Origin of the sequence: Streptomyces sp. NPDC047085 (genome assembly GCF_040643735.1) — a bacterium.
Taxonomy (GTDB): Bacteria; Actinomycetota; Actinomycetes; order Streptomycetales; family Streptomycetaceae; genus Streptomyces.
This window is the reverse complement of the sequence record NZ_JBEYUW010000001.1, coordinates 461,292-483,981: the sequence shown is the minus strand read 5'-3', so window position 1 is coordinate 483,981 and position 22,690 is coordinate 461,292. Positions and strand designations below refer to the sequence as shown.

The following is a 22,690-nucleotide window of genomic DNA, read 5'->3' as shown; positions in this document are numbered from 1 at the left end:
CCACCGTCGATTCACCAGCAGTTCGTTGATTCACCGGCTGCTCACCGCAGTCGGGGCGCTCCCAGCAGCATGTCGGGGCCGCACACCTGCGCCCGCACCTGGTGCCCCTTGGCGTCGGTCAGCCGTACCGGGGAGCCGTAGTCGTGCGCGGCGGGGTGCGGGGGCCGTACGTCGACGCGAGGGTTGTACTCGGCCGAGACGTCGCAGTCCCCGGGGGCTCCGATCGGGTCGTAGAAGACCGGGAACTCGATGGTGCGGCCCGAGTCCAGCACCAGATGGACCGGCGTGGCCTTCTTGGGCTTCGCGTCGGCCGACGGCCCCTTGCCGACGTACACGCTGAGCGCCGGGTAGCCGTCGAAGGCGCAGGACTTCGGTCCCTTGTTCCTGGCGCTGAGGGTGGCCGCCGGCGTCTTGTGCGGCTTGCCGGGGAGACGGACCATCTTCCAGCTCAGCTGGGGCGTTCCGCATGCTGCGGGACGGGCGTCCGCCGGGCCCTGGTCGTTGCCGCAGGCAGCGGCACCCAGCAGCACCGCCAGGCCGAGCGCGGAGACCGCCAGTGTCCGCCTTGCCATGAGATCTTCCCCCTGGGTGACGGCACACCTGCGGGACCGAGTGCCGCCGCTCCTGCCTCACCGCCCAGAGAGATGCGTGCCCTCCCGGGGAGGTTCCCGAAGACGCTGGTCAGCTCGCCCGCGCGAGCTCGTACAGCTTCTCCAGGCGCTCTCGCGTCTCCTCGTTCTTCGGTGTGTACGTCACCATCCGCGGGCCCGGCTCCGGGCCGAGCCACAGGTCCGTGTGCTCCAGCGTCAGATGGCCCACGTAGGGGTTGAGGAACTCCTTGGTCTTGGAGCGGGTGCCCACCACCTCGTAGCGCTCCCAGTTCTCGCGGAACTCCGGGGACGCCGCCTTCAGGCGCTTGAGGAGCATCTTCCAGGCGGGCTCGCCGAGGTGCCCGGCCATCGAGGCGCGCAGCTTGGCGGCCATCAGGCGCATGGTCTCGTCGAGGTGGACGATCGCCGCGCGCCACTCGGGGTCGGTGTAGACGAGGAGCATGCAGTTGCGGTCCTCGGGCGGGACCGCGTCCAGGTCGCCGAGGAGGCGGGCGTAGGTGCGGTTGTAGGCGAGGATGTCGTACCGGCTGTTCTGGATGCAGGCCGGGACCGGCTCGAGCCGGCGGAGCATCTCGCGCAGGGCCGGGGTGATGCTGGGGCAGGTCGCGGCGGGGGTCGGGTCGGTGGCGCCGGCCAGCTGGAAGAGGTGGGCGCGTTCGCTGGGGTCCAGCATCAGGGTGCGCGCCAGGGCGTCCAGGACCTGCACGGAGACGTGGATGTTCCGGGCCTGTTCGAGCCAGGTGTACCAGGTGACACCGACCGCGGAGAGGTGGGCGACCTCCTCCCGGCGCAGACCGGGGGTGCGGCGCCGGGCACCGCGTGGGAGTCCCACCTGCTCGGGTGCGATCCGCTCGCGCCGGCTGCGCAGAAAGGCGGCCAGTTCGTGCCGCCGGATCTCGGCGCCCCGTGTCGCCGGGACGGCGGTCTCCTGGGCCATTGTCGTCATCCCTCCAGGGTGCCGCCGGACGCAGGCTGTTTCCAGGTGGTGCCACTACCAGGATGAGCACAGCCCGCTACCTGCCTGAGGGGCCGGGCAGAGCCTGTTTCCGGGTACTTCTTCTACCAGGATCAGAACACTCTGGTACCCGTCTGCGGGCGGGCGCAGGCTCGGGGACATGACCGAAACCGTCACCACTCCGGCCGTCCGTGCCCCGGCGGCGCCCGCGCTCAGCGGGCCGGGGCTGTTCACCGTCCTGCTGGCCGCGGCGCTGCCGCTGGTCGACTTCTTCATCGTCAACGTCGCCCTGCCGACCATCGGTGCCGATCTCGCCGCGGGCGAGGCCGTACTGGAGCTGGTCGTGGCGGGATACGGGGTCGCCTACGCCGTGCTGCTCGTGCTGGGCGGGCGGCTCGGGGATCTGTTCGGGCGGCGGCGGCTGTTCCTCGGCGGCATGGCCGCGTTCGGGCTGACCTCGCTGGCCTGCGGGCTGGCGCCGGGCGCGTGGAGCCTGGTCGCCGCCCGTATCGCGCAGGGCGCCTCGGCCGCCGCGATGCTGCCGCAGGTGCTCGCCACCATCCAGGCCGCCACGAGCGGCACCCGCCGGGCCCGGGCGATGAGCCTGTACGGCGCCACCGCCGGACTGTCCATGGTGGCGGGGCAGATCCTGGGCGGGGTGCTGGTCGCCGCTGACCTCGCCGGGAGCGGCTGGCGGACGATCTTCCTCGTCAACGTGCCGGTCGTGCTGCTCGGCCTGGTGCTCGCCGTCCGGCACGTGCCGGAGACGCGGTCGCAGCACCCGGAGCCGGTCGACGGCCCGGGCACGATCCTGCTCGCGGTGTCCCTGCTGACGCTGCTCGCGCCGCTCACCGAGGGCCGGGCGGCGGGCTGGCCGCTGTGGACGTGGCTGGCGCTGGCCGCGTTCCCCGTCGCCGCGGCCGCGTTCTACGCCGTGGAGCGGCGGGCGGACCGGGCGGGCCGGACCCCGCTGGTGCCGCCGAGCCTGTTCGCGCTGGCGTCGCTGCGGCGGGGGCTGGTGCTGATGGTGCCGTTCTCGATGGGCTTCAGCGGGTTCATGTTCGTCATCGCGCTGGCGCTCCAGAAGGGGGCCGGGCTCGGACCGGTGCCGGCGGGCCTGGCGCTCGCGCCGATGGCCGTGGTGTTCCTGTTCGTCTCGCTGGCCGGGCCCCGGCTCATCGCCCGCTACGGCACCCGGGTGGTCACCGCCGGCTCGCTCGTGCAGGGCGTCGGGGTGCTGCTGATCGTGCTGGCCGCCTGGCGGGACTGGCCGCATCTGGGCTTCGGCTCGCTGCTGCCGGGCGCGGCCGTCGCCGGGGCCGGACAGGCGCTCCAGCTCCCCAACGTGTTCCGGATCGTCATGTCCGAGGTGCCGCCGGCCCGTGCGGGCGTCGGCAGCGGTGTGATGGTCACCACCCAGCAGTCCGCGCTCGCCCTCGGCGTGGCCACCCTGGGCACCCTCTTCCTCTCCCTGGTCCCGCACCACGGCATGCGGGACGCGCTGGTCATCGCGCTGCTGGTGCAGCTGGCCGGCATCGTGCTCACCGGTCTGCTCAGCCTGCGGCTGCCCCGCACCGTCGGCTGAGCCCGGCGACGGCCCGGCGAACTCGCCGGGAAGCTCTCCCTGTTGATGTTGCGTTTGCTGCACACTCCTTGCCGTCGGACAACGGCACCAGCGGACGTGGGAGACGTCATGCCGCAGAACAACACCATGAGCAAGGTCAGCCGCTGGGACCAGCACGGGCGGGAGCACGTGGTCCGGGTGCAGCGCACGGGCATCCAGCGCACCCTCAGATGCGACACCTGCGGCTGGCGGAAGGCGGCCCAGTTCCTGCCCTGGCTGAAGGCGGAGGAGCATCTGGCGGAGGCCCATCAGGCCACGGTGGACCCGACGGCGGACCGACAGCCGTCACGCTGAGGGCGGCACGGCGGTCACGGGTGCCCGGGTGCGGTCGATGACTTCCGGCGGCGGCAGGAGTCGTACGTACGACAACAGCGACGACAACCGCGTACGACGACAACCCCGTACGACGACGACCGCCGACCGGAGGGCCTGGACCATGACCGCACTGCACGACACCCTGCGCCGGTACGTGGACGACGGGACCGTGCCCGGCGCGGTGGCCCTGGTCGCCCGCGGGGACGACGTCGAGGTGGTGACCGTCGGACACGCCGACACCGGGCGCACGGCGCCGATGGCCCGGGACTCGCTGTTCCGGATCGCGTCGATCACGAAGCCGGTGACGGCGGCGGCGGTGCTGATGCTGGTGGAGGAGGGCCGGATCGGCCTCGACGACCCCGTGGACGCGTGGCTTCCGGAGCTGGCGAAGCCGCTGGTCGTGCGGACGCCGTCGAGCCCGCCGGACGACCTGGTGCCGGCCGTCCGGCCCATCACCGTCGAGGACCTGCTCAGCTCGCGGACCGGCTGGGGCTTCCCGTCCGACTTCTCGCTGCCCGCGGTGGGAGCGCTGTTCGAGGTGCAGAAGGACGGCCGCGCCCCACAGGCCTGTCCCGCCCCGGACACCTGGCTCGCCGCCCTCGCCCGGGTGCCGCTGCTGTACCAGCCCGGGGAGGCGTGGCTGTACCACACCTCCTCCGATCTGCAGGGGGTGCTGATCGCGCGGGTGTCCGGCCGGAGCCTGCCGGAGTTCCTGGCCGAGCGGGTCTTCGAGCCGCTCGGGATGCGGGACACGGCGTTCGAGGTGCCCGCGGGCCGGCGGGACCGGTTCACGACGTCCTACCGGCCGGGCGCCGACGGCACACTGGAGGTCGCCGACACCCCCGACGGCGAGTGGAGCCGGCTCCCCGCGTTCCCCTCGGGCGGCGGCGGGCTCGTCTCCACGGCCGACGACTATCTGTCCTTCGCCCGGATGCTGCTGGCCGGCGGCGAGGCGGGCGGCCGACGGCTGCTCACGCCCACCTCGGTGAGCCGTATGACCAGCAATCACCTCAGCGCCCGCCAGCGGGAGATCGGCCGGCTCTTCCTGGAGGGCCAGGGCTGGGGCTACGGCGCCCAGGTCGACGTCATGCCGGACCAGCCCTGGAACGTGCCCGGCCGCTACGGCTGGGTCGGCGGCACGGGCACCACCGCCCACCTGGTCCCGGCCACCGGCACCGTCGCCCTGCTGCTCACCCAGGTGTACATGGCCAACCCCACACCGACACCGCTGATGCGGGACTTCTGGCGGGTCGCACGGTAGGCGCACGGTAAGAAGTCCGACCGGCGATCCGGGCGGTGACCTGCGGTCTTACACAGAGGACGGCTCGTTCTGACTCGTTCTGCCACGATCTCGGCTGGCCGCCCGCACCGACCGGCGCCAGCCTGAGAAGGTCCAACGAGCGACAGGACGGGAGACGCCTATGACCTCCGTACTCCGCCACCGTTACGGCCGCGCGCTCGGCGCCGGCGCGCTGTCCGTGGCCCTGCTCTCCGGCAGCTCGGCGGCCACGGCCTTCGCCGCCACGGACACCGCCAAGCCCAGCCCCATGGCCGGCTCGATCACGGTCAAGGCGAACAAGTCCTCGGTGAAGGCCGGGGACAAGGTGACGTTCACCGGCCGCACCAAGGGCCTGAAGATCGGCACCCCGCTCGTGCTCCAGCACGAGAAGAACGGCAAGTGGAACGCGCTGAGGGCGACCGCCAAGGTCAAGAAGGGCAGCTCGTACGCTCTGATCGCCCAGCTCAACACCAAGGGCACCGAGGAGCTGCGCGTCGCGAGCGCGAACACCTCCGGCAAGGTCCACTCGCCCACCGTCACGGTGAAGGTCAGCTGAGACCGCGTACCAACAGGTCCACGACGGCCCTGAACTCCTCCTCGACGCCCGGCCGCTGCCACTCCCGCGCGTAGCACGGGTCGTGGAAGCGGCCGGTGGCCTGGAAGACGGCGCGGGCCGCCGCGGCCGGGTCGGACACCCGGAAGGCGCCCGACCCGGCACCGGCCTCGATGATCCGGGTCAGCTGCGCGGTCAGGTCGGCGATGTGCTCGCCGACCGCCGTGCCGTTCTCGTCGGCCAGCACGCTGTAGGTGGCGAACAGCTCCGGATCGTCGCCCGCCTTGTGCCGCTTGGCCTCGAACAGGGCCGCCAGCCAGGAGCGCAGCCGCTCCTCGGGAGTGCCGTCCCCGGTGACGATCCCGGCGAGCCGCAGCGAGGTCCGGTCCAGCCAGCGCTTGGTCACCGCCTCGCGCAGCGCCGCCTTGGTGCGGAAGTGCCGGTAGACGCTGCCGTGGCTGACGCCGAGCGCCCGGGCCACGTCGACCACGGTGGCCTTCGCCGGGCCGTGACGGCGCAGCACCTCCTCGGTCGCCTCGAGGATGCGCTCGGCGGTCAGGGTCTCGGTGGTCGCTGCCATGTCCTAGACCGTACCTGGCGGCATGGTCAGCGCTCGCTGTCGAGGTGGGCCATCGCGGCGGCCGGGTAGCGGTCGCCCGCCGCCGCGTCCGCCGGCACGGCCGCCTCGACGGCCGCCAGGTCGGCCGCGTCCAGGGTCACGTCCAGCGCGCCCAGCGACTCGGCCAGCCGCTCGCGGGTGCGCGCGCCGATGAGCGGCACGATGTCCTCGCCCTGGGACAGCACCCAGGCGATGGCGGTCTGCGCGACGCTGACGCCCTTCTGCTCGGCGACCTTGCGGAGCGCGTCGACGAGGTCGAGGTTGCGCTGGAGGTTGTCGCCCTGGAAGCGGGGCGAGTAGGCGCGGAAGTCGTTCGCGGCGAGTTGCCGGTCGCGGGCGAAGTGCCCGGAGATCAGTCCGCGCGAGAGGACGCCGTACGCGGTGACGGAGATGCCCAGCTCACGGGTGGTGGGCAGGATCTCCCGCTCGATGCCCCGGCTGATCAGCGAGTACTCGATCTGGAGGTCGGCGATCGGGGCGACGGCGGCGGCCCGGCGGATGGTCTCGGCGCCGACCTCGCTCAGTCCGATGTGCCGGACGTACCCCTTCTCGATCAGTTCGGCGATCGCGCCGACGGTCTCCTCGATCGGCACGTCCGGGTCGAGGCGGGCGATCCGGTAGACGTCGATGTGGTCGACGCCGAGGCGCTGGAGGGAGTAGGCGGCGAAGTTCTTCACGGCGGCGGGACGGCCGTCGTAGCCGGTCCAGTTGCCCTCCGGGTCGCGCAGGGCGCCGAACTTCACGCTGGTCAGGGCCTGCTCGCGGAGGGCGGCCGGGGCGGTGCGCAGGGCCTCGCCGACCAGCATCTCGTTGTGGCCCATGGCGTAGAAGTCGCCGGTGTCGAGCAGGGTCACGCCCGCTTCCAGGGCGGCGTGGATGGTCGCGACGGACTCCGCGCGGTCGCTGTCGCCGTAGAGGGGGGACATGCCCATGCAGCCGAGGCCGAGGGCGGAGACCTGGGGTCCGGTGGTTCCGAGGGTTCGGGTTCGCATCGTCATGTGCTCCAGCCTGCCATGACAGCTGACAGATTTCAATATCTGTCAGTCCATAGTTGTCAGTAGACCCTGGCTGGTCCAGACCTATTGACGGAAGGTCTGGACCAGAGCACTGTCATGTCTACGACCACACCGACTGTCATGTCTGCGACATCAGCGCGCACCCACCCCGACCCCACCGGGAGGCCCCGCATGATCCGCCGCACGCTGTCCCTGCTCGCCGCCGCACTCGCGACCGCCTGTCTCACCCAGCTCCCGGCCGCCCCCGCCGCCTCCGCCGCCGACACCTGCGCGGTGAAGTCCCGCCCGGTCGGCAAGGTGCTCCAGGGCTACTGGGAGAACTGGGACGGGGCCGCGGGCGGCGTTCACCCGCCCTTCGGCTGGACCCCGATCACCGACTCCCGTATCCCGGCGCACGGTTACAACGTCCTCAACGCGGCCTTCCCGGTGATCCGCTCCGACGGCACCGCGCTGTGGGAGGACGGCATGGACAGCGGGGTGAAGGTGGCCACGCCCGCCGAGATGTGCGCGGCCAAGGCGTCCGGACGGACGATCCTGCTGTCCATCGGCGGCGCGGCGGCCGGCATCGACCTCAACTCCTCCGCCGTGGCCGACCGGTTCGTGGCGACCATCGTCCCGATCCTGAAGAAGTACAACTTCGACGGCATCGACATCGACATCGAGACCGGTCTGGTCGGCAGCGGCAGCATCACCCGACTCTCCACGTCCCAGGCCAACCTGATCCGCATCATCGACGGGATCCTCGCTCAGATGCCGCCCGGCTTCGGGCTCACCATGGCCCCGGAGACGGCGTACGTCACCGGCGGCAGCATCACCTACGGCTCGATCTGGGGCGCGTATCTGCCGATCATCAAGAAGTACGCGGACAACGGCCGTCTGTGGTGGCTGAACATGCAGTACTACAACGGCAGCATGTACGGCTGCTCCGGCGACTCGTACGCGGCCGGCACGGTGGCCGGGTTCACCGCCCAGACGGACTGCCTGGGCAGGGGCCTGGTGGTGCAGGGCACGACGATCAGGGTGCCCTACGACAAGCAGGTCCCGGGCCTGCCCGCCCAGCCCGGCGCGGGCGGCGGCTACATGTCACCGTCCCTGGTCTCCCAGGCCTGGCGGCACTACGGCAGCTCGCTCAAGGGCCTGATGACGTGGTCGGTCAACTGGGACGGCTCGAAGAACTGGACCTTCGGCGACAACGTCAAGGCGCTTCAGGGCCGTTGACGTTCACTTGGCCGTGACGGCGAGCTTGGCGCCCAGCGCGAGGAACGATCCCGCGAAGCTCCGCCGCAGCCACGTCATCACGCGCGGCCGTGCGGTGACGTGGCCCCGGACCGAGGCCGCGAGGACGCCGTACGCGGCGAAGACCACGAAGGTCGCCAGCATGAACACGCCGCTCAGCCCCAGCATCCGCGGCAGCGCGTGCGGCTCGTCCAGGTCCACGAACTGAGGGAGGAACGCGAAGAAGAAGATCGTCAGCTTGGGGTTGAGCAGATTGATCAGCACACCCCGGACGATCACCTGCCCGGCCGACCGGGGCCCGCCGTCCTCCTCGACGACGATCGCCTCCTTGTCCCGCAGCGTCGCCCACGCCATGTACAGCAGATAGGCCACACCGGCGTACTTGAGGACCTGGAAGGCGGCGGCACTGGCGTTCAGCAGCGCGGCGAGCCCGGTGACGGTGGCGAGGACATGCGGCACGATCCCGAGCGCGCAGGCGAACGCGGCGATCACACCGGCGCGGCGGCCGTGCGCGAGAGCGGCGGCCAGGGTGTAGACGACACCGGTGCCGGGGGTGGCGACGACGACGAGGGTGGTCAGGAGAAAGGCGAGGCTCATGGGAGCCACCCTGCTGATCACGGCGATCGCCGAACAGGGCCAATCCCGGGCCGTCATGGGGGACCACTCGGGGGCGTGAACCGACGGACGACAGCCCCCACCAAAACGCCCACCCACCAGCCGACCGAGTCGGGTGGTGGGTGGGCGAAAAAGCGGCTGAGGCGCCGGGGGCCTCAGCAGCCGAGCAGGCGACCCGCGAGGTACCCCTCGATCTGGTCCAGCGACACCCGCTCCTGCTTCATCGAGTCCCGCTCGCGAACCGTCACCGCGTTGTCCTCGAGCGTGTCGAAGTCGACGGTCACGCAGTACGGCGTACCGATCTCGTCCTGACGGCGGTAACGGCGGCCGATGGCGCCGGCGTCGTCGAACTCGATGTTCCAGTGCTGGCGCAGCGCCTGCGCGAGGCCCTTGGCCTTCGGGGACAGCTCCGGGTTACGGGACAGCGGGAGCACCGCGACCTTCACCGGGGCCAGGCGGTGGTCCAGGCGCAGCACCGTGCGCTTCTCCATCTTGCCCTTGGCGTTCGGCGCCTCGTCCTCGACGTAGGCGTCGAGGAGGAAGGCCAGCATGGTGCGGCCGACACCGGCCGCGGGCTCGATGACGTAGGGGGTCCAGCGCTCGCCGGCCTCCTGGTCGAAGTAGAAGAGGTCCTGGCCGGAGGCCTTGGAGTGGGCGCTGAGGTCGTAGTCGGTGCGGTTGGCGACGCCCTCGAGCTCGCCCCACTCGCTGCCGCCGAACTGGAAGCGGTACTCGATGTCGGCGGTGCGCTTGGAGTAGTGGGAGAGCTTCTCCTTGGGGTGCTCGTACCAGCGCATGTTCTCCTCACGGAGACCGAGGCCCCGGTACCAGTTCCAGCGCTGCTCCATCCAGTATTCCTGCCACTGCTCGTCCTCGCCCGGCTTGACGAAGAACTCCATCTCCATCTGCTCGAACTCGCGGGTGCGGAAGATGAAGTTGCCGGGCGTGATCTCGTTGCGGAAGGACTTGCCCATCTGCGCGATGCCGAACGGGGGCTTCTTGCGCGCGGTGGTCTGCACCTGGGCGAAGTTGGTGAAGATGCCCTGGGCGGTCTCGGGACGCAGGTAGGCGACGGAGCCGGAGTCCTGGGTCGGGCCGAGGTGGGTGGAGAGGAGACCCGAGAACTGCTTGGGCTCGGTGAACTGGCCCTTGTTGCCGCAGTTCGGGCAGTTGATGTCGGCCAGCCCGTTGGCGGGGGCGTGGCCCTTCTTCTCCTCGTACGCCTCCTCCAGGTGGTCGGCGCGGAACCGCTTGTGACACGAGGTGCACTCGGTCAGCGGGTCCGTGAAGGTGGCGACGTGGCCGGAGGCGACCCACACCTCCGGGGCCAGGATGACGGACGAGTCGATACCGACGACGTCCTCGCGCGACGTCACCATGTAGCGCCACCACTGACGCTTGATGTTCTCCTTGAGCTCGACACCCAGCGGTCCGTAGTCCCAGGCGGCACGCTGTCCGCCGTAGATCTCACTGCACGGGAAAACGAAGCCACGGCGCTTGCTCAGGCTGACGATGGTGTCGATCTTGTCGGCGGCCACGGTGCTCTCTTCATTACGACGACGGGCGTTGAAGCGAGATGCTTCCAGCGAATGATTCAGGTTACCGGCGCAGGCTCCCCCTCGGCCAAATCGGCCCCCCTGCCAGAGGCTCCCCACCGGGCTTGTTGACAACGGTTTCCATGTTTGTTGAAAATGACTGTCATGAACGTACGACGACGCCTCATACCCGCGGCCGTGATCACGGCAGTCACCGCCCTCGGGACCGGCACGCTCTCCGCCTGCTCCACCAGCGCCGCGGCCAGGAACACCGACAAGTTCGACGTCGTCACGTCCTTCTATCCGATGACCTTCCTCGCCGAGCAGATCGGCGGCGACCACGTGCACGTCACGACGCTCACCTCCCCCGGCCAGGAACCGCACGACCTGGAGCTCAGCCCGCAGCAGATCGCCGGAATCCAGGAGTCCGACGCCGTCCTGTACCTGAAGAACCTCCAGCCCTCCGTCGACGACGCGGTGGCCCAGTCCCCGGTGAAGACGAAGATCGACGCGGCCTCCCTGACCACGCTGGAGGAGCACGGCAACGAGGTCGGCGGCCACGCGGCCGCGCACGACAGCCACGAGGGCGAGGAGTCCGGCGGCAAGGACCCGCACATCTGGCTCGACCCGGTGCGCTACGCCCAGGTCGCCGAGGGCGTCGGCAACGCCTTCGCCAAGGCCGACCCGAAGCACGCGGCCGACTATCAGAAGAACACCGCGAAGCTGGTCGGGAAGCTGGACGCCCTGAACTTCGAGTTCAAGCAGAGCCTCGCGCACACCAAGTCGAAGGTCTTCATCACCACGCACGCCGCCTTCGGCTACCTCGCCGAGCGCTACGGCCTCACCGAGGAGGCCATCAGCGGCCTCGACCCGGAGTCGGAGCCCAGCGCCGCGCGCGTGAAGGACCTGGAGAACATGGCCAAGGCCGACGGGGTCACCACCGTCTTCTACGAGACGCTGGTCAGCGACAAGACCGCCAAGACCGTCGCACACGACGCCGGTCTGCGGACGGACGTCCTCGACCCGATCGAGGGCATCACCGACCGGTCCCGCGGCAAGGACTACTTCTCCGTCCAGGAAGCCAACCTCAAGGCGCTCCAGCAGGCTCTGGGCGCCAAGTGACGGGAGACGACGAGATGACCACCGAGCCCGTCATAGCCCTGCGCGGGGTGACCGCCGAACTCGGCGCCCGGCCCGTGCTGCGCGGCATCGACCTCACCGTCGGCCGCGGCGAGGTCGTCGCGCTGCTCGGCGCGAACGGCTCCGGCAAGTCGACGGCCGTGCGCGCCGTCATCGGCCAGGTGCCGGTCAGCGGCGGCACGATCGAGCTGTTCGGCACCCCCCGCCGGTCCTTCCGGGACTGGGCGCGGGTGGGCTACGTACCGCAGCGCACCACCGCCGCCGCCGGGGTCCCCACCACGGTGACCGAGATCGTCTCCTCCGGGCGGCTCTCCCGCACCCGCTTCGGCCGCTTCCGCAGGGCGGACCGGGAGGCCGTGCACCGGGCTCTGGAGCTGGTCGGCATGGCGGACCGCGCCAAGGACTCGGTGACCGCGCTGTCCGGCGGCCAGCACCAGCGGGTGCTGATCGCCCGCGCCCTGGTCGCCGAGCCCGAGCTGCTGATCATGGACGAGCCGATGGCGGGCGTCGACCTGGCCAGCCAGGAGGTGCTCGCCCGCACCCTCCGCGAGCAGGTCGCGGCCGGTACGACCGTCCTGCTGGTCCTGCACGAACTGGGCCCGCTGGAGCCCCTGATCGACCGGGCGGTCGTCCTGCGCGACGGCTGCGTCGTCCACGACGGCCCGCCCCCGCAGGCCCTCGGCCAGCACGCCCTGCCGGGCCACGACCACGTACACCCGCACGCACCCGCGGGCGCCGAACCGATCCGCACGGGACTGCTGAGCTGATGGACATCCTGAACTACGACTTCATGCAGCGGGCGCTGGTCGCGGCCGTCCTGGTCGGCATCACGGCACCCGCGATCGGCATCTACCTCGTCCAGCGCCGCCAGCCGCTGATGGGCGACGGCATCGGGCACGTCGCGATGACCGGCGTCGGCCTCGGCTTCCTGCTGAACGCCTCGCCGGTGTGGATGGCCACGGCCGTCGCCGCGCTCGGCTCGGTCCTGATGGAACTGATCCGCTGGTACGGCAGGACGCGCGGCGACATCGCCCTCGCGATGCTCTTCTACGGCGGCATGGCCGGGGGTGTGCTGTTCGTCAACATCACGCCGGGCGGCTCCAACGCCAACCTGATGTCGTACCTGTTCGGCTCGCTGTCGACGGTCTCCCCCTCGGACGTGACCGCGATCGTGATCCTCGCGGCGTTCGTGATGCTCGTGACCCTCGGGCTGCGCCGGCAACTGTTCGCGGTCAGCCAGGACGAGGAGTTCGCGCGGGTCACCGGGCTGCCCGTGCGCGCCCTGAACCTGCTCACCGCCGTCACGGCGGCCGTCACGGTCACCGTGGCCATGCGGGTCGTCGGCCTGATCCTGGTGTCCGCGCTCATGGTCGTACCGGTCGCCGCCGCGCAGCAGCTCACCCGCAGCTTCGCCGCGACCTTCGCGATCGCCGTCGCCCTCGGCGTCACCGTGTCGATCGGCGGCACGGTCACGTCGTACTACCAGAACGTGCCGCCCGGCGCGACGATCGTCCTGCTGACCATCGGGGTGTTCGTCGCCCTCACCGCCCTGGCCGCTCCCCTGGCCCGTCGCAGGGCCCGCGCGGCCGCCGCGGCACTGCCCGCCGGGGACCCGGCGGAGTGCGCGATTCCGGCCACCCGGGCGGCCGGGGACGGGGTCGGCGTCTGACCGCCGAAGGCCCGGACTGGCACAATGGCCCGGGCAGACGCGAGACGCGCCATCGAAGGAGGCAACCGGTGACGACCGCTGGACCGCCCGTGCGGGGCCGCGCCACCCGGCAGCGTGCGGCCGTGGCTGCGGCCCTGGACGAGGTCGACGAGTTCCGCAGCGCTCAGGAACTGCACGACATGCTCAAGCACAAGGGCGACTCGGTCGGCCTGACCACGGTCTACCGCACCCTCCAGTCCCTCGCCGACGCCGGCGAGGTCGACGTGCTGCGCACCTCCGACGGCGAGTCCGTCTACCGCCGCTGCTCCTCCGGCGAGCACCACCACCACCTGGTCTGCCGCAGCTGCGGCAAGGCGGTCGAGGTCGAGGGCCCCGCCGTCGAGAAGTGGGCCGAGGCCATCGCCGCCGAACACGGCTACGTCAACGTGGCCCACACGGTGGAGATCTTCGGCACCTGCGCCGACTGCGCGGAGTGCGTGGTGCAGCACGACCGACGTGCCTAGGGCCTGTCCGGCGGATCCTGTCTCAGACGCGGGGCCCTAGACCCGGCTGAGGTGGCGGTCCAGGATCGCGCGCAACCGGTCGACGTCCGCCGGGTCGGTCAGGCAGCTCTTGGGGAGCATGGTGAACCCCGTGGCGTTCTTGTCGTCGCTGAGAAGCACGAACACGCGGGCCGTCTCCCGGTACCGGGGCTGCGCGGCCCAGTTGACGGAGGCCGTGCTGTTGTCGGTGGCCACCGTGACACCGCCCTCCGTCACCGTCACCCGGAACTCGCCCTGCCGCTCCGCGAGCCGCTGGACCGTGCGGGCCTGCAACCACGGAGTCAGCGCCGACACAACCGTGGCCACAACCGCCGCCACCAGCATGCCGGGCGAGAAGCCCCATGTCCATGACCATGAGGCGGGATCGTACATAAGCCGATCATGCAGCGCTCGCGCTTATACCGAGGCGGCCCGCGTGAACCGCGACGGCTACGAGGTGGACTCGCCCTTCATCGCGGCCTCCATGGCGAGGAGTTCCTCGTTGGGGACGGCCCCGCCGAAGCGGCGGTCGCGGGAGGCGAATTCGACGCAGGCACGCCACAGGTCGCGGCGGTCGAAGTCGGGCCACAGGACGTCCTGGAAGACCATCTCGGCGTAGGCGCTCTGCCAGATCAGGTAGTTGGAGGTGCGCTGCTCGCCGCTGGGGCGCAGGAACAGGTCCACGTCCGGCATGTCGGGGTAGTACAGGTACTTCGCGAGAGTCTTCTCGGTGACCTTCGACGGGTCGAGCCGGCCGGCCTTCACGTCCTCGGCGAGGGCCTTCGCGGCGTCGGCGATCTCCGCGCGGCCGCCGTAGTTCATGCAGAAGTAGAGGGTGAGCAGGTCGTTGTCCTTCGTCTGCTCCTGGGCGACCTGCAGCTCCTTGGCGACCGACTTCCACAGCTTGGGCATACGGCCCACCCAGCGCACCCGGATGCCGAGCTCGTCGAGCTGGTCGCGGGTCTTGCGGATGAAGTCGCGGTTGAAGTTCATCAGGAAGCGGACCTCGTCGGGCGAGCGCTTCCAGTTCTCGGTGGAGAAGGCGTACAGGGAGATGTTCTTGACGCCGATCTCGATGGAGCCCTGCAGCACGTCGAGGACGCGCTCGGCGCCGACCTTGTGGCCCTCGGTGCGGGGCAGGCCGCGCTCCTTGGCCCAGCGGCCGTTGCCGTCCATGACGATCGCCACGTGGTTCGGGACCAGCTCGCCGGGGAGCTTAGGTGCGCGGGCGCCGGACGGGTGCGGTTCCGGCGTCCGGTACTCGCGGCGCTGGCGCCCCAGGATCCCGCGTACGACCATGTGCTTCTCGTCTCCTCTGTGGTGCTTACGACTTTTCCACGTACCTGAGCGAGCGCAGCCCGCGCTCCAGATGCCAGTGCAGGTAGGCGGACACCAGTCCGCTGCCCTCCCGGACGTAGCGCGCCTCGCACGCGTCCGCCGTCTCCCAGTCTCCCGTAAGCAGCGCGCCGAGCAGTACCAGGGTCCCCGGGGAGGGTACGACGCTGCCGGGCGCCCGGCAGTCGGCGCAGACGCTGCCGCCGGAGGCGACCGAGAAGAACCGGTTGGGTCCGGGCATGCCGCACTTCGCGCAGTCGCCGAAGCTGGGCGCGTAGCCGTTGACGGCGAGGGAGCGCAGCAGGAAGGCGTCGAGGACGAGGTGCGGGGCGTGCTCGCCGCGGGCGAGGGTGCGCAGGGCGCCGACGAGCAGCAGGTACTGCTGGACCGCCGGCTCGCCCTCGTGGTCGGTGAACCGCTCGGCGGTCTCCAGCATGGCGGTGCCGGCGGTGTAGCGGGCGTAGTCGGTCACGATCCCGCCGCCGTACGGGGCGATCGTCTCGCTCTGCGTGCACAGCGGCAGCCCACGCCCGACCAGCTCGCTGCCCCGCGCGAAGAATTGCACGTCGACGTGGGAGAACGGCTCCAGCCGGGCCCCGAACTTCGACTTGGTCCGCCGCACGCCCCGGGCCACGGCACGCACCCGGCCGTGACCGCGTGTGAGCAAGGTGATGATCCGGTCCGCCTCACCCAGCTTCTGGGTGCGCAGCACGATGCCGTCGTCGCGGAACAGGCTCATGGCCCCATTGTCGCGTACGGCGTCAGCGCGTGCGGTCGGGGTGACGAATGGCGTCCCAGGGGACCTGGTTCCAGGGGCTGGAACGATTCGCCGGGTCGAGCAGGAAGCGCAGGTGGGCGTCGGCGGCGGCCTGCAGCGCGGGGAGATCCGCGTCAGCGGTGCCCCGCGGCCCGTCCTGCCACACCTTCCGCCCCAGCAGGCAGTGATCGGCGTACTCCTGCCAGGAGGCGTAAGCCCCCGCGACCGCCGGCACGATGTTCTTCAGCGCGGTCCAGGCCTCGGCCTCGGTGATGATCCCGCAGCCGAAGGCCAGGCGGGAGATGTCGACGTACAGGGCCGCGTCCCAGGCGAGTGGCGAGACGCCGAGGAGCCGCTGCGCCCGGGCCCGGTAGCCGACGCGGGCCAGCCCGTCGAGGCGGCCGACCAGTTCGTCCCGTGAGGTGATGGCCCATTGGTCGGCCAGCCGGCTGCGGGCGCCGGCCTCGTCGATGCGCGTGAACGGATACAGGGTGGTCCGCGAGGCGTTCCGGTCCCGGCTCACCGGGGCGCTCAGCGACACCATCCAGAACTGGTGCGTGGTGAGGCGACCGGGATACCGGCTGACGGTCCTCGGTTTTCTCCAGTCTCTCCAGACTCTCTGGTCTCTCCAGGCTCTCCAGTTCCAGGGACCCATGGGCCCGCAGCCTACGTCAAGGCACCTCGCCCCGACTGCGGGCGTTGGCGTACGCGGTCGCCGCGCTGAGCCGCTCGGCGGGCGTGGCATGCCGGATCGCCCCGGGCTCACAGTCCCACTCCTTCCCGCCCCCATGCGGTCTGAGTTGCACGTACGGCCCCTCGTGCCCCATGACGATGCCCAGCCTCCCGTCGCGGGTGTCGACGACATACGTACCGAGCGGCAGCTCTCGGGCGCTCACCGCAGGACCGCCGCGAGCCGGGCGGCCGCCTGGACGGCTCGCGCGGACACCGACCGCAATTCCTTCACCGTTTCCTCCGCCTCTTCGACGCAGCGCGCCGAGGTCGTGCCGTCAGATGGCTCCCCTCCCCTTTCGGGTTTCACGCTTTGTGTCCCCGGGATGACGTTGCGCATCTAGAATCGGCGCGCGTCTGCGTCCTCCATGTGTGGGGCAGCGCGAGGGGGGCCGTGGCCGACGGTTCGCGTCAGGCGGCGTGGGAATGCTTCGTTCTCCGGCGCGGCGGGGCGACTGCCTCGAGGGCGGCTGCGGCCAGAGGTGCGAGGTCACGGTGCGTACTGGTAGCTGACGCTTCTGGTGCCGCCCGGGCTGTGGACGATGACGCTGACGCTGCCGGGGGCGCCTCCTGGCGCGACGGCCACGACTTTGGTGTCGGAGACGGTGACGAACGAAGCCAGGATGCCCCCGACCCTGATGCTGTCGGTGTAGGTCAGGTTGCTGCCGGTGATGGTGAAGCTGTTTCCGCCGGCGGCCGGCCCCTGGTCGGGGCTGAGACCGGTGACGAGAGGCTGCCCGACGTAGGTGTAGTACGGATTGCCGACGGTGGGAAGGCTCGTGCCGCCCGGCGTGGTGGCGGTGACGCTGACAGTTCCGGAGCCGGAAGGAGCAATGGCGGTGATCTGGTCGTCCGAGACGACAATGATGCCGAGGGCCGATCGGGAGCCGAAGCGTACGGCGCTGGTGAAGGACAGGTTGCTCCCGGTGATGGTGACGGTGTTGCCGCCCAGAGTGGGCCCCAGAGCGGGGTCGACGCTGACGACGGTCGGCGGGGGGACGTAGGAGTACGGCAACGGATTGCTGGTGCCTCCCGCCGTGATGACCGTGACGTTGACGGGCGACGCCGCGGGGGCCTGGGCGGTGATCTGTGTGCCGGTGTTGCCGGTGATGGTGGCACTGTGGCTGCCGACCATGACGGCGGTGGCAGCGGAGAGGTTGGTGCCGGTGACGGTGACGGTGTTCCCTCCGGCCGTGGGGCCCTGGTTCGCAGTGACCGAGCTGATGACCGGGCTGGTGAGGTAGGTGAAGGTCACGCCGTTGCTGGTCCCGCCGGGGGTGGTGACGGTGACGGCGGGCGAATCCGACCCCGGGGGGGCCGTGCAACTGATCTTGGTGTCGCTGATCGTGGCGAACTGCGCCTGGTTCGTTCCGAAGCGCACCGATGTCGTGCCGGTGAAGTTGCTGCCGGTGAGTGTGACGGCCGTACCGCCGGAGGCCGGTCCCTGGTTGGGGCTGACGCTGGTGAGGGTGGGCGCCATGACGTGCTCCTTTCCACGTGACAGTGCGGGCGCGCCGTGCCCCGGCCAGGAGCGGGGCCGGGGCACGGCGGTCCGCGCACTCCCGAGTGCGTGCCCAGGGGCGGCCCCTTTCGAGGGGGGACGAGGGGCGGCCCCTGGGCGGTGGAGGGTCAGGCGGCGGTGAACACGTCGCCGGCGACGATCGCGCTGGTACCGCCCGGGGTCACGACCCGGATGTCATAGGTCGCGGCCGGGGTGAGCCCGGCGGGGACGACGGCGATCAGCTGGGTTTCGCTGACGGAGGTGATGCTCGTCGCCGAGATCGAGGCGCCACCGCCGGTCGGCGTGAAGGTCACGTTGCTGACGCTGTCGAAGCAGGTGCCCGTGACGGTGACGTTCGTGTCGGCCGCGCCCGTGGTCGGACTGATTCCGGTGACGGCGGGCGCGTCGTAGTAGACGAACTGGTCGTTGGCGCTCGTGGTGCTGGTTCCGCCCGGGGTGGTGACCGTGATGTCGACGGTGTCCAGGCATCCGGTGAAGGCCCCGTGCGCGGGAGCCGTGACGGTGAGCTGGCCGTCGTTGACCACGGTCACGCTGGTGCCGGCCCCGATGGCGCCGAACGTCACCGCAGAGGCGTTGAGTAAACCGCTGCCGTTGACGGTGATGGTGCCGGGGCTGGCCGCACCGAGGGCGGGGCTCACGGACGAGACGACCGGGGTGGCGGCGTAGAAGAACGGCAGGGCATTGGTGGTCCCCGTCCCGACCGTCACGTTGACGTTGTACTGCCCGGCGCACAGCGACGGGATGGTGCAGGTGATCTGCGTGGCGCTGACGACGGTGGCGGTGGCCGACTTGGTCCCGAAGTTCACCTTGGTGGCGCTCGAGAGGCTGGTCCCGTTGATCGTCAGCGTCTGCCCGACCGAGCCGGGACTGCCCGTGCTGAACGAGGTGATGGTTGCCATGATGCGTCCTTTCTCGCGGTTGACCGTGTGATCGGCCGTGGTTGCGTGGGCTGACGGGCCTTGTGGGCGGGGGAGTTGGGGAGGATGTGCGCGCAAGGGCCGGCTGAACGATGGGGGCGTCCGGCACCGACGCATGGTCGTGCGGGCCGTGTCGCTGCTCAGGTCCTTGCGCCACCGGCTTGGCGACGGCGCCTTCGGTCAGGCCGCCGGCGCGCTGTGAGCCGTGCAGCAGGGGCGGGTCATGCCGAGCCGCTTGCGCGTGGCAGGGAGCGGAAGAGCCCCGGCGAACTCGCGGATCCGGAAGCCTTGGGCATACATGGAACGGTTGACGTCCTGGGTCGGTCCGGCACCAGGACCAAAGCGCGTGACGTCCTGAGCCTCACCGGAACGGCGGCGCGTCCCAGGCCGGTTCGACGGTGAGGGTGTGACAGGGAAGGACAGAAGGACAGAGGGAGTCGAGCGTCCGGGCGGGGCCCATGTCGGCATCGGCTTCAGCCGCAGTTGAACACGACCATGGCACCACTTCCCATTCAATCCCGAACTCAGAGGCGGATGAATCGGTCGGCCTCACACCATTCAGTAATCCATTCAAGTGACCATCATCGCAAGAGATTTCCAACCGATTCGCGCATTCGGCGGAGCGCACACCCATCCGTCACTGCATGGCGTACCCACCTTTGCGGAGGGCGCGGCAAAACCGCACTCCGGCGCGATTCGGTATGAAAATATCACCGCGTTTCGCGGTGTTCGGACCGATCCCAAAAACAGGGACGCGCACAGCAGAAAGCGGTCCGTGCCGCCCGCCGGAGAGGCATGGCGGCACGGACCGCTGAAAGGCTCGGGATCAGGGACCCGCTGCGTGGCGCCGGCGGGGATCGTGCTGGTCACCGTCAGCGGCTGCGCGTACGGGCCGGTCGGACCAGTGTCGCCCGTGGCACCCGTCGGACCCGTGGCACCCTGCGGGCCCTGCACGCCCTGCGGGCCGGTCGCACCGACCGGGCCCGTCGGGCCCGTCGGGCCCGTCGGGCGGGTGTCCCCGCCCACGCAAGCGCCCGTGTCCCAGCACAGGATGCTGACGCTCGTCCCGTACCGGAGCGAGCCCAGGACCGCCGCGCCGATCGAGGGCTGCTGACGGATGTTCACGCCGGTCCTCGAGATGACCGTCCCCGTGACCGCCGCCCGAAGACTCCCGAGGCTGCCCTTCGCCCCGGCCTCCTGGACGATCCGCGCCACCTGCGCGGCGGTGGCCTGAGCATGCGCCCGGCCCGCGAGAGTCTGTTCCCTTGACTGCCCCATGCACCAAAACCCACCGCCTTTCCAGTTGAACCGTCGGGGAGGCTCGAAAATAATCTGCTAGTACGCACGGGCCAGCACCAACTCCCGCCATTTCACCGTGTCATTGATCCGGCCCCTTGGCGGCTGTGCCATTCCTGACACGCACACGGTCGAACTCGTGCTTGGCGGACCAGCTCAGGGAGTCGATGGCTCGCCGACACGACGCCTGACTTGGCGGCCGCATCCCGGCCCCGACACCGCTGTCGCTGTCACCATCCTGTGGAGGAGGACCAGCCGACCCGCGACCTCGTGCGCCAGAACCCGCCCCGGAGCTCCCCATGACCCTTCCCGTCCCCCTGACCGGTGTCGTCCCGCCCGTCTGCACGCCGCTGACCCCGGACCGCGAGGTGGACGTGCCCTCCCTGCTCAGGCTGGTCGACCATCTGGTGGAGGGCGGGGTGCACGGGCTGTTCGTGCTCGGGTCGACGTCGGAGGCCGCGTTCCTCACGGACCGGCAGCGCAGGCAGGTGGTCGAGGCCGTCGTGGGCCATGTCGGGGCGCAACTGCCCGTGCTCGCCGGGGCCATCGACATGACCACCCCGCGCGTCCTGGACCACGTCACGGCGGTCACCGCCGCGGGCGCCGGGGCCGTCGTCGTCACCGCCCCCTTCTACGCCCGCACCCACCCGTCCGAGATCGTCCACCACTACCGCCGGATCGCCGCCGCGAGCCCGGTCCCGGTCATCGCCTACGACATCCCGTCCGCCGTGCACACCAAGCTCCCCGCCGACGTGGTGCTGGGCCTGGCCGCCGACCGTGTACTGGCCGGCCTGAAGGACTCCAGCGGGGACCTGGCGGCCTTCCGCGCCATCGTCACCGGCGCCCGCGCCCACCCCGGCTTCAGCGTCCTGACCGGCTCCGAGCTGATCGTCGACTCGGCGCTGGCCCTGGGCGCCGACGGCGCCGTACCGGGCCTCGCCAACGTGGATCCGCACGGCTACGTCCGCCTCTACCGCCAGTGCCGGGCCGCCGACTGGGAGGGAGCCCGCGCCGAACAGGAACGCCTGTGCGCCCTCTTCGGCCTGGTCCACGCCGGCGACCCCACCCGCATGGGCCGCAGCTCCTCCGCCCTGGGCGCCTTCAAGGCGGCCCTGCATCTGCGCGGCGTCATCGCCTGCCCCATCACCGCCGAACCCCAGGTCCCCCTGTCCGGCGAAGAAGTCGAAAAGGTCGCCAAGTTCCTGGCGGCGGCGGGGTTGCTCTAGCGGCGATCGGCCCTTACGCCGGTGACACGCAGCCGCCGGAACTCGATGGTCTCGTACGGGCCCTTCGTGCCCGTTTCGTACAGGATGCCGAGTGTGGTGGGGTCGAGTTGGGTCAGGTCGGAGTAGGCGGCCGGGTGGTCGGAGAGGGTGTGGAGTCGGGTGAAGGTGTGGCCGGTGTCCGTGCTGGACCAGAGGGCCATGGATCGGCGGGCGGTGGGAAGGGAGGGGGCCGAGAGCAGGAGCGGGGCTCGGGGGCCGTGGAGTTGGAGGACGGCGGCCTGGACCACGGGGACGTCGTTCAGTGTGGGGTTGACCGTCTAGGGGTGGGTGAGGGTCCGGCCGCCGTCGCGGGAGTAGGTGTCCAGGCGGTGGCCGGGGGCGGTGCCGTTCTGGTCGCGGGCGGCGAAGTAGAGGCGGCCGTCGGGGAGTTGGGTGGCGCTGGTCTCGTTGGCGTGCGTCACGCCGTCGTCGGTGGCGGCCACGAAGCCGAGGTGCCAGGTACGGCCGCCGTCGTCGCTGTAGAGGGCGTGGCCGCCGTAGTAGCGGGGCTCCCGGCCGGTGTCGGGTGAGCCCGCGGGCGGGGCGGCGGAGTGGTTGGCGGGGACGACGAGGCGTCCGGCGTGCGGGCCCCGGGTCAGGGCCACCGCGTGGCCGGGGCCGGTCGCGTACCAGCGCCAGCCGGCGGGTTTCACCTGGTCCGTGATGTCCCGTGGGGGTGAGAAGTGGCGGCCGTCGTCCGTGCTGCGCTGTACGAACACCCGGCGGCGCTGCTCGGGACCGACCTCGCCGCGCATGATCTGCGCCTCCGTCACCGCCCCGCTGTTGAAGCAGGTGAGGAGGACGATCGCACCGGTGCGCGGGTCGATGACGGGGGCCGGGTTGCCCCGGGTGTCGCCCTGCCCGGCGGCGACGACCGTGAGCGGGCCCCAGGTGCAGCCGCCGTCGGTGGAGCGGCGCAGGACGACGTCGATGTCCCCGGTGTCACCCGCGCTGTGGTGCCGGCCCTCGGCGAAGGCGAGGACCGTGCCGCGCCCGGTGACGATGGTCGCCGGGATGCGGTAGGTGTCGTAGCCGCCCTCCCCCGACACGTAGGGCACGGAGGAGACGCAGCGGGTCGCGGCGTGGGCCGGCGGGCCGGCGGCGAGGGGACTGAGCAGCACGGTGGCGGCGAGAAGCGCGCGGCGCAACGAGGTCACGCCCGACATGCTCCCCCATGTCCT

The 22,690-nt window shown here is 70.9% G+C and carries 23 protein-coding genes and 1 pseudogene; 10 read left to right on the top strand and 14 right to left on the bottom strand.

Annotated features, from left to right (window positions below; genetic code table 11):
* Positions 1-41 precede the first annotated feature (41 nt).
* Positions 42-572 (bottom strand): DUF4232 domain-containing protein, encoded by a 531-nt coding sequence (locus ABZ865_RS01930; RefSeq protein ID WP_361222427.1) that lies wholly within the window; start codon positions 570-572, stop codon positions 42-44.
* Between the two features lie 109 nt (positions 573-681).
* Positions 682-1,557 carry a helix-turn-helix transcriptional regulator gene (locus ABZ865_RS01925; protein WP_361222425.1) on the bottom strand — a complete coding sequence of 292 codons (876 nt, stop codon included), beginning with the start codon at positions 1,555-1,557 and terminating at the stop codon, positions 682-684.
* A gap of 169 nt (positions 1,558-1,726) precedes the next feature.
* Here ABZ865_RS01925 and ABZ865_RS01920 point away from each other — a divergent pair, with 169 nt between their 5' ends.
* From ABZ865_RS01920 to ABZ865_RS01905, 4 genes are all read left to right on the top strand, one after another.
* Entirely contained in the window at positions 1,727-3,151 is a 1,425-nt protein-coding gene (locus ABZ865_RS01920) for an MFS transporter (RefSeq protein ID WP_361222423.1), read from the top strand.
* 108 nt (positions 3,152-3,259) lie between these two features.
* Positions 3,260-3,484 carry a hypothetical protein gene (locus tag ABZ865_RS01915; RefSeq protein ID WP_361222421.1) on the top strand — a complete coding sequence of 75 codons (225 nt, stop codon included), beginning with the start codon at positions 3,260-3,262 and terminating at the stop codon, positions 3,482-3,484.
* A 142-nt stretch (positions 3,485-3,626) separates the two neighbouring features.
* A complete protein-coding gene (locus ABZ865_RS01910) occupies positions 3,627-4,766 on the top strand; it encodes a serine hydrolase domain-containing protein (protein WP_361224312.1) in 1,140 nt (379 codons plus the stop codon).
* Positions 4,767-4,926: 160 nt separating this feature from the next.
* The gene (locus ABZ865_RS01905; RefSeq protein WP_361222419.1) at positions 4,927-5,340 is read left to right on the top strand and encodes a hypothetical protein; all 414 of its coding nucleotides are present in this window, start codon (positions 4,927-4,929) and stop codon (positions 5,338-5,340) included.
* Here the strand turns inward: ABZ865_RS01905 and ABZ865_RS01900 are convergent.
* Positions 5,333-5,917 (bottom strand): TetR family transcriptional regulator, encoded by a 585-nt coding sequence (locus ABZ865_RS01900; RefSeq protein WP_361222417.1) that lies wholly within the window; start codon positions 5,915-5,917, stop codon positions 5,333-5,335. The two genes, ABZ865_RS01905 and ABZ865_RS01900, sit on opposite strands and share 8 nt — an antisense overlap.
* Positions 5,918-5,943: 26 nt before the next feature.
* On the bottom strand, positions 5,944-6,954 hold the full coding sequence (locus tag ABZ865_RS01895; RefSeq protein WP_361222415.1) for an aldo/keto reductase: 1,011 nt from the start codon (positions 6,952-6,954) through the stop codon (positions 5,944-5,946).
* A gap of 189 nt (positions 6,955-7,143) precedes the next feature.
* Between ABZ865_RS01895 and ABZ865_RS01890 the strand changes: the two genes are divergently transcribed.
* Positions 7,144-8,190 carry a chitinase gene (locus tag ABZ865_RS01890; RefSeq protein WP_361224309.1) on the top strand — a complete coding sequence of 349 codons (1,047 nt, stop codon included), beginning with the start codon at positions 7,144-7,146 and terminating at the stop codon, positions 8,188-8,190.
* A gap of 3 nt (positions 8,191-8,193) precedes the next feature.
* Here the strand turns inward: ABZ865_RS01890 and ABZ865_RS01885 are convergent, their stop codons facing one another.
* Both ABZ865_RS01885 and ABZ865_RS01880 read right to left on the bottom strand, forming a co-directional pair.
* The gene (locus ABZ865_RS01885; protein ID WP_361222413.1) at positions 8,194-8,805 is read right to left on the bottom strand and encodes a LysE family translocator; all 612 of its coding nucleotides are present in this window, start codon (positions 8,803-8,805) and stop codon (positions 8,194-8,196) included.
* Between the two features lie 173 nt (positions 8,806-8,978).
* Positions 8,979-10,361, bottom strand: coding sequence for a glycine--tRNA ligase (locus ABZ865_RS01880; protein ID WP_361222411.1), 1,383 nt, complete (start codon positions 10,359-10,361; stop codon positions 8,979-8,981).
* A 162-nt stretch (positions 10,362-10,523) separates the two neighbouring features.
* Between ABZ865_RS01880 and ABZ865_RS01875 the strand changes: the two genes are divergently transcribed.
* The 4 genes from ABZ865_RS01875 to ABZ865_RS01860 all read left to right on the top strand — a co-directional run bounded on the left by ABZ865_RS01875 (position 10,524) and on the right by ABZ865_RS01860 (position 13,670).
* On the top strand, positions 10,524-11,480 hold the full coding sequence (locus ABZ865_RS01875; protein WP_361222409.1) for a metal ABC transporter substrate-binding protein: 957 nt from the start codon (positions 10,524-10,526) through the stop codon (positions 11,478-11,480).
* Between the two features lie 14 nt (positions 11,481-11,494).
* Positions 11,495-12,265 (top strand): metal ABC transporter ATP-binding protein, encoded by a 771-nt coding sequence (locus ABZ865_RS01870; RefSeq protein ID WP_361222407.1) that lies wholly within the window; start codon positions 11,495-11,497, stop codon positions 12,263-12,265.
* The gene (locus ABZ865_RS01865; protein ID WP_361222406.1) at positions 12,265-13,167 is read left to right on the top strand and encodes a metal ABC transporter permease; all 903 of its coding nucleotides are present in this window, start codon (positions 12,265-12,267) and stop codon (positions 13,165-13,167) included. Before ABZ865_RS01870 ends, ABZ865_RS01865 begins: the two co-directional genes overlap by 1 nt.
* Before the next feature lie 68 nt (positions 13,168-13,235).
* On the top strand, positions 13,236-13,670 hold the full coding sequence (locus ABZ865_RS01860) for a Fur family transcriptional regulator (protein ID WP_361222404.1): 435 nt from the start codon (positions 13,236-13,238) through the stop codon (positions 13,668-13,670).
* Positions 13,671-13,706: 36 nt separating this feature from the next.
* Here the strand turns inward: ABZ865_RS01860 and ABZ865_RS01855 are convergent, their stop codons facing one another.
* The 7 genes from ABZ865_RS01855 to ABZ865_RS01825 all read right to left on the bottom strand — a co-directional run bounded on the left by ABZ865_RS01855 (position 13,707) and on the right by ABZ865_RS01825 (position 18,930).
* Positions 13,707-14,081 carry a YcxB family protein gene (locus ABZ865_RS01855; protein ID WP_361222402.1) on the bottom strand — a complete coding sequence of 125 codons (375 nt, stop codon included), beginning with the start codon at positions 14,079-14,081 and terminating at the stop codon, positions 13,707-13,709.
* A 57-nt stretch (positions 14,082-14,138) separates the two neighbouring features.
* The gene (locus ABZ865_RS01850) at positions 14,139-14,987 is read right to left on the bottom strand and encodes an isoprenyl transferase (protein ID WP_361222400.1); all 849 of its coding nucleotides are present in this window, start codon (positions 14,985-14,987) and stop codon (positions 14,139-14,141) included.
* A 25-nt stretch (positions 14,988-15,012) separates the two neighbouring features.
* A complete protein-coding gene (recO, locus tag ABZ865_RS01845; protein WP_361222398.1) occupies positions 15,013-15,762 on the bottom strand; it encodes a DNA repair protein RecO in 750 nt (249 codons plus the stop codon).
* A 22-nt stretch (positions 15,763-15,784) separates the two neighbouring features.
* A complete protein-coding gene (locus tag ABZ865_RS01840; protein WP_361222396.1) occupies positions 15,785-16,324 on the bottom strand; it encodes a DUF1266 domain-containing protein in 540 nt (179 codons plus the stop codon).
* A 127-nt stretch (positions 16,325-16,451) separates the two neighbouring features.
* Positions 16,452-16,676, bottom strand: a complete 225-nt coding sequence (locus ABZ865_RS01835; protein ID WP_199843615.1) for a hypothetical protein — start codon at positions 16,674-16,676, stop codon at positions 16,452-16,454.
* Between the two features lie 323 nt (positions 16,677-16,999).
* Positions 17,000-17,989, bottom strand: coding sequence for an IPT/TIG domain-containing protein (locus ABZ865_RS01830; protein ID WP_361222394.1), 990 nt, complete (start codon positions 17,987-17,989; stop codon positions 17,000-17,002).
* 149 nt (positions 17,990-18,138) lie between these two features.
* Entirely contained in the window at positions 18,139-18,930 is a 792-nt protein-coding gene (locus ABZ865_RS01825; RefSeq protein ID WP_361222392.1) for an IPT/TIG domain-containing protein, read from the bottom strand.
* Positions 18,931-20,543: 1,613 nt separating this feature from the next.
* On the opposite strand from ABZ865_RS01825, the gene ABZ865_RS01820 reads away from it, so the two are divergent.
* A complete protein-coding gene (locus ABZ865_RS01820) occupies positions 20,544-21,470 on the top strand; it encodes a dihydrodipicolinate synthase family protein (protein ID WP_361222390.1) in 927 nt (308 codons plus the stop codon).
* On the opposite strand, the pseudogene ABZ865_RS01815 reads toward ABZ865_RS01820, so the two are convergent.
* A pseudogene (locus ABZ865_RS01815) lies at positions 21,467-22,666 on the bottom strand (sialidase family protein). The gene ABZ865_RS01820 and the pseudogene ABZ865_RS01815 overlap by 4 nt on opposite strands.
* Positions 22,667-22,690 lie beyond the last annotated feature (24 nt).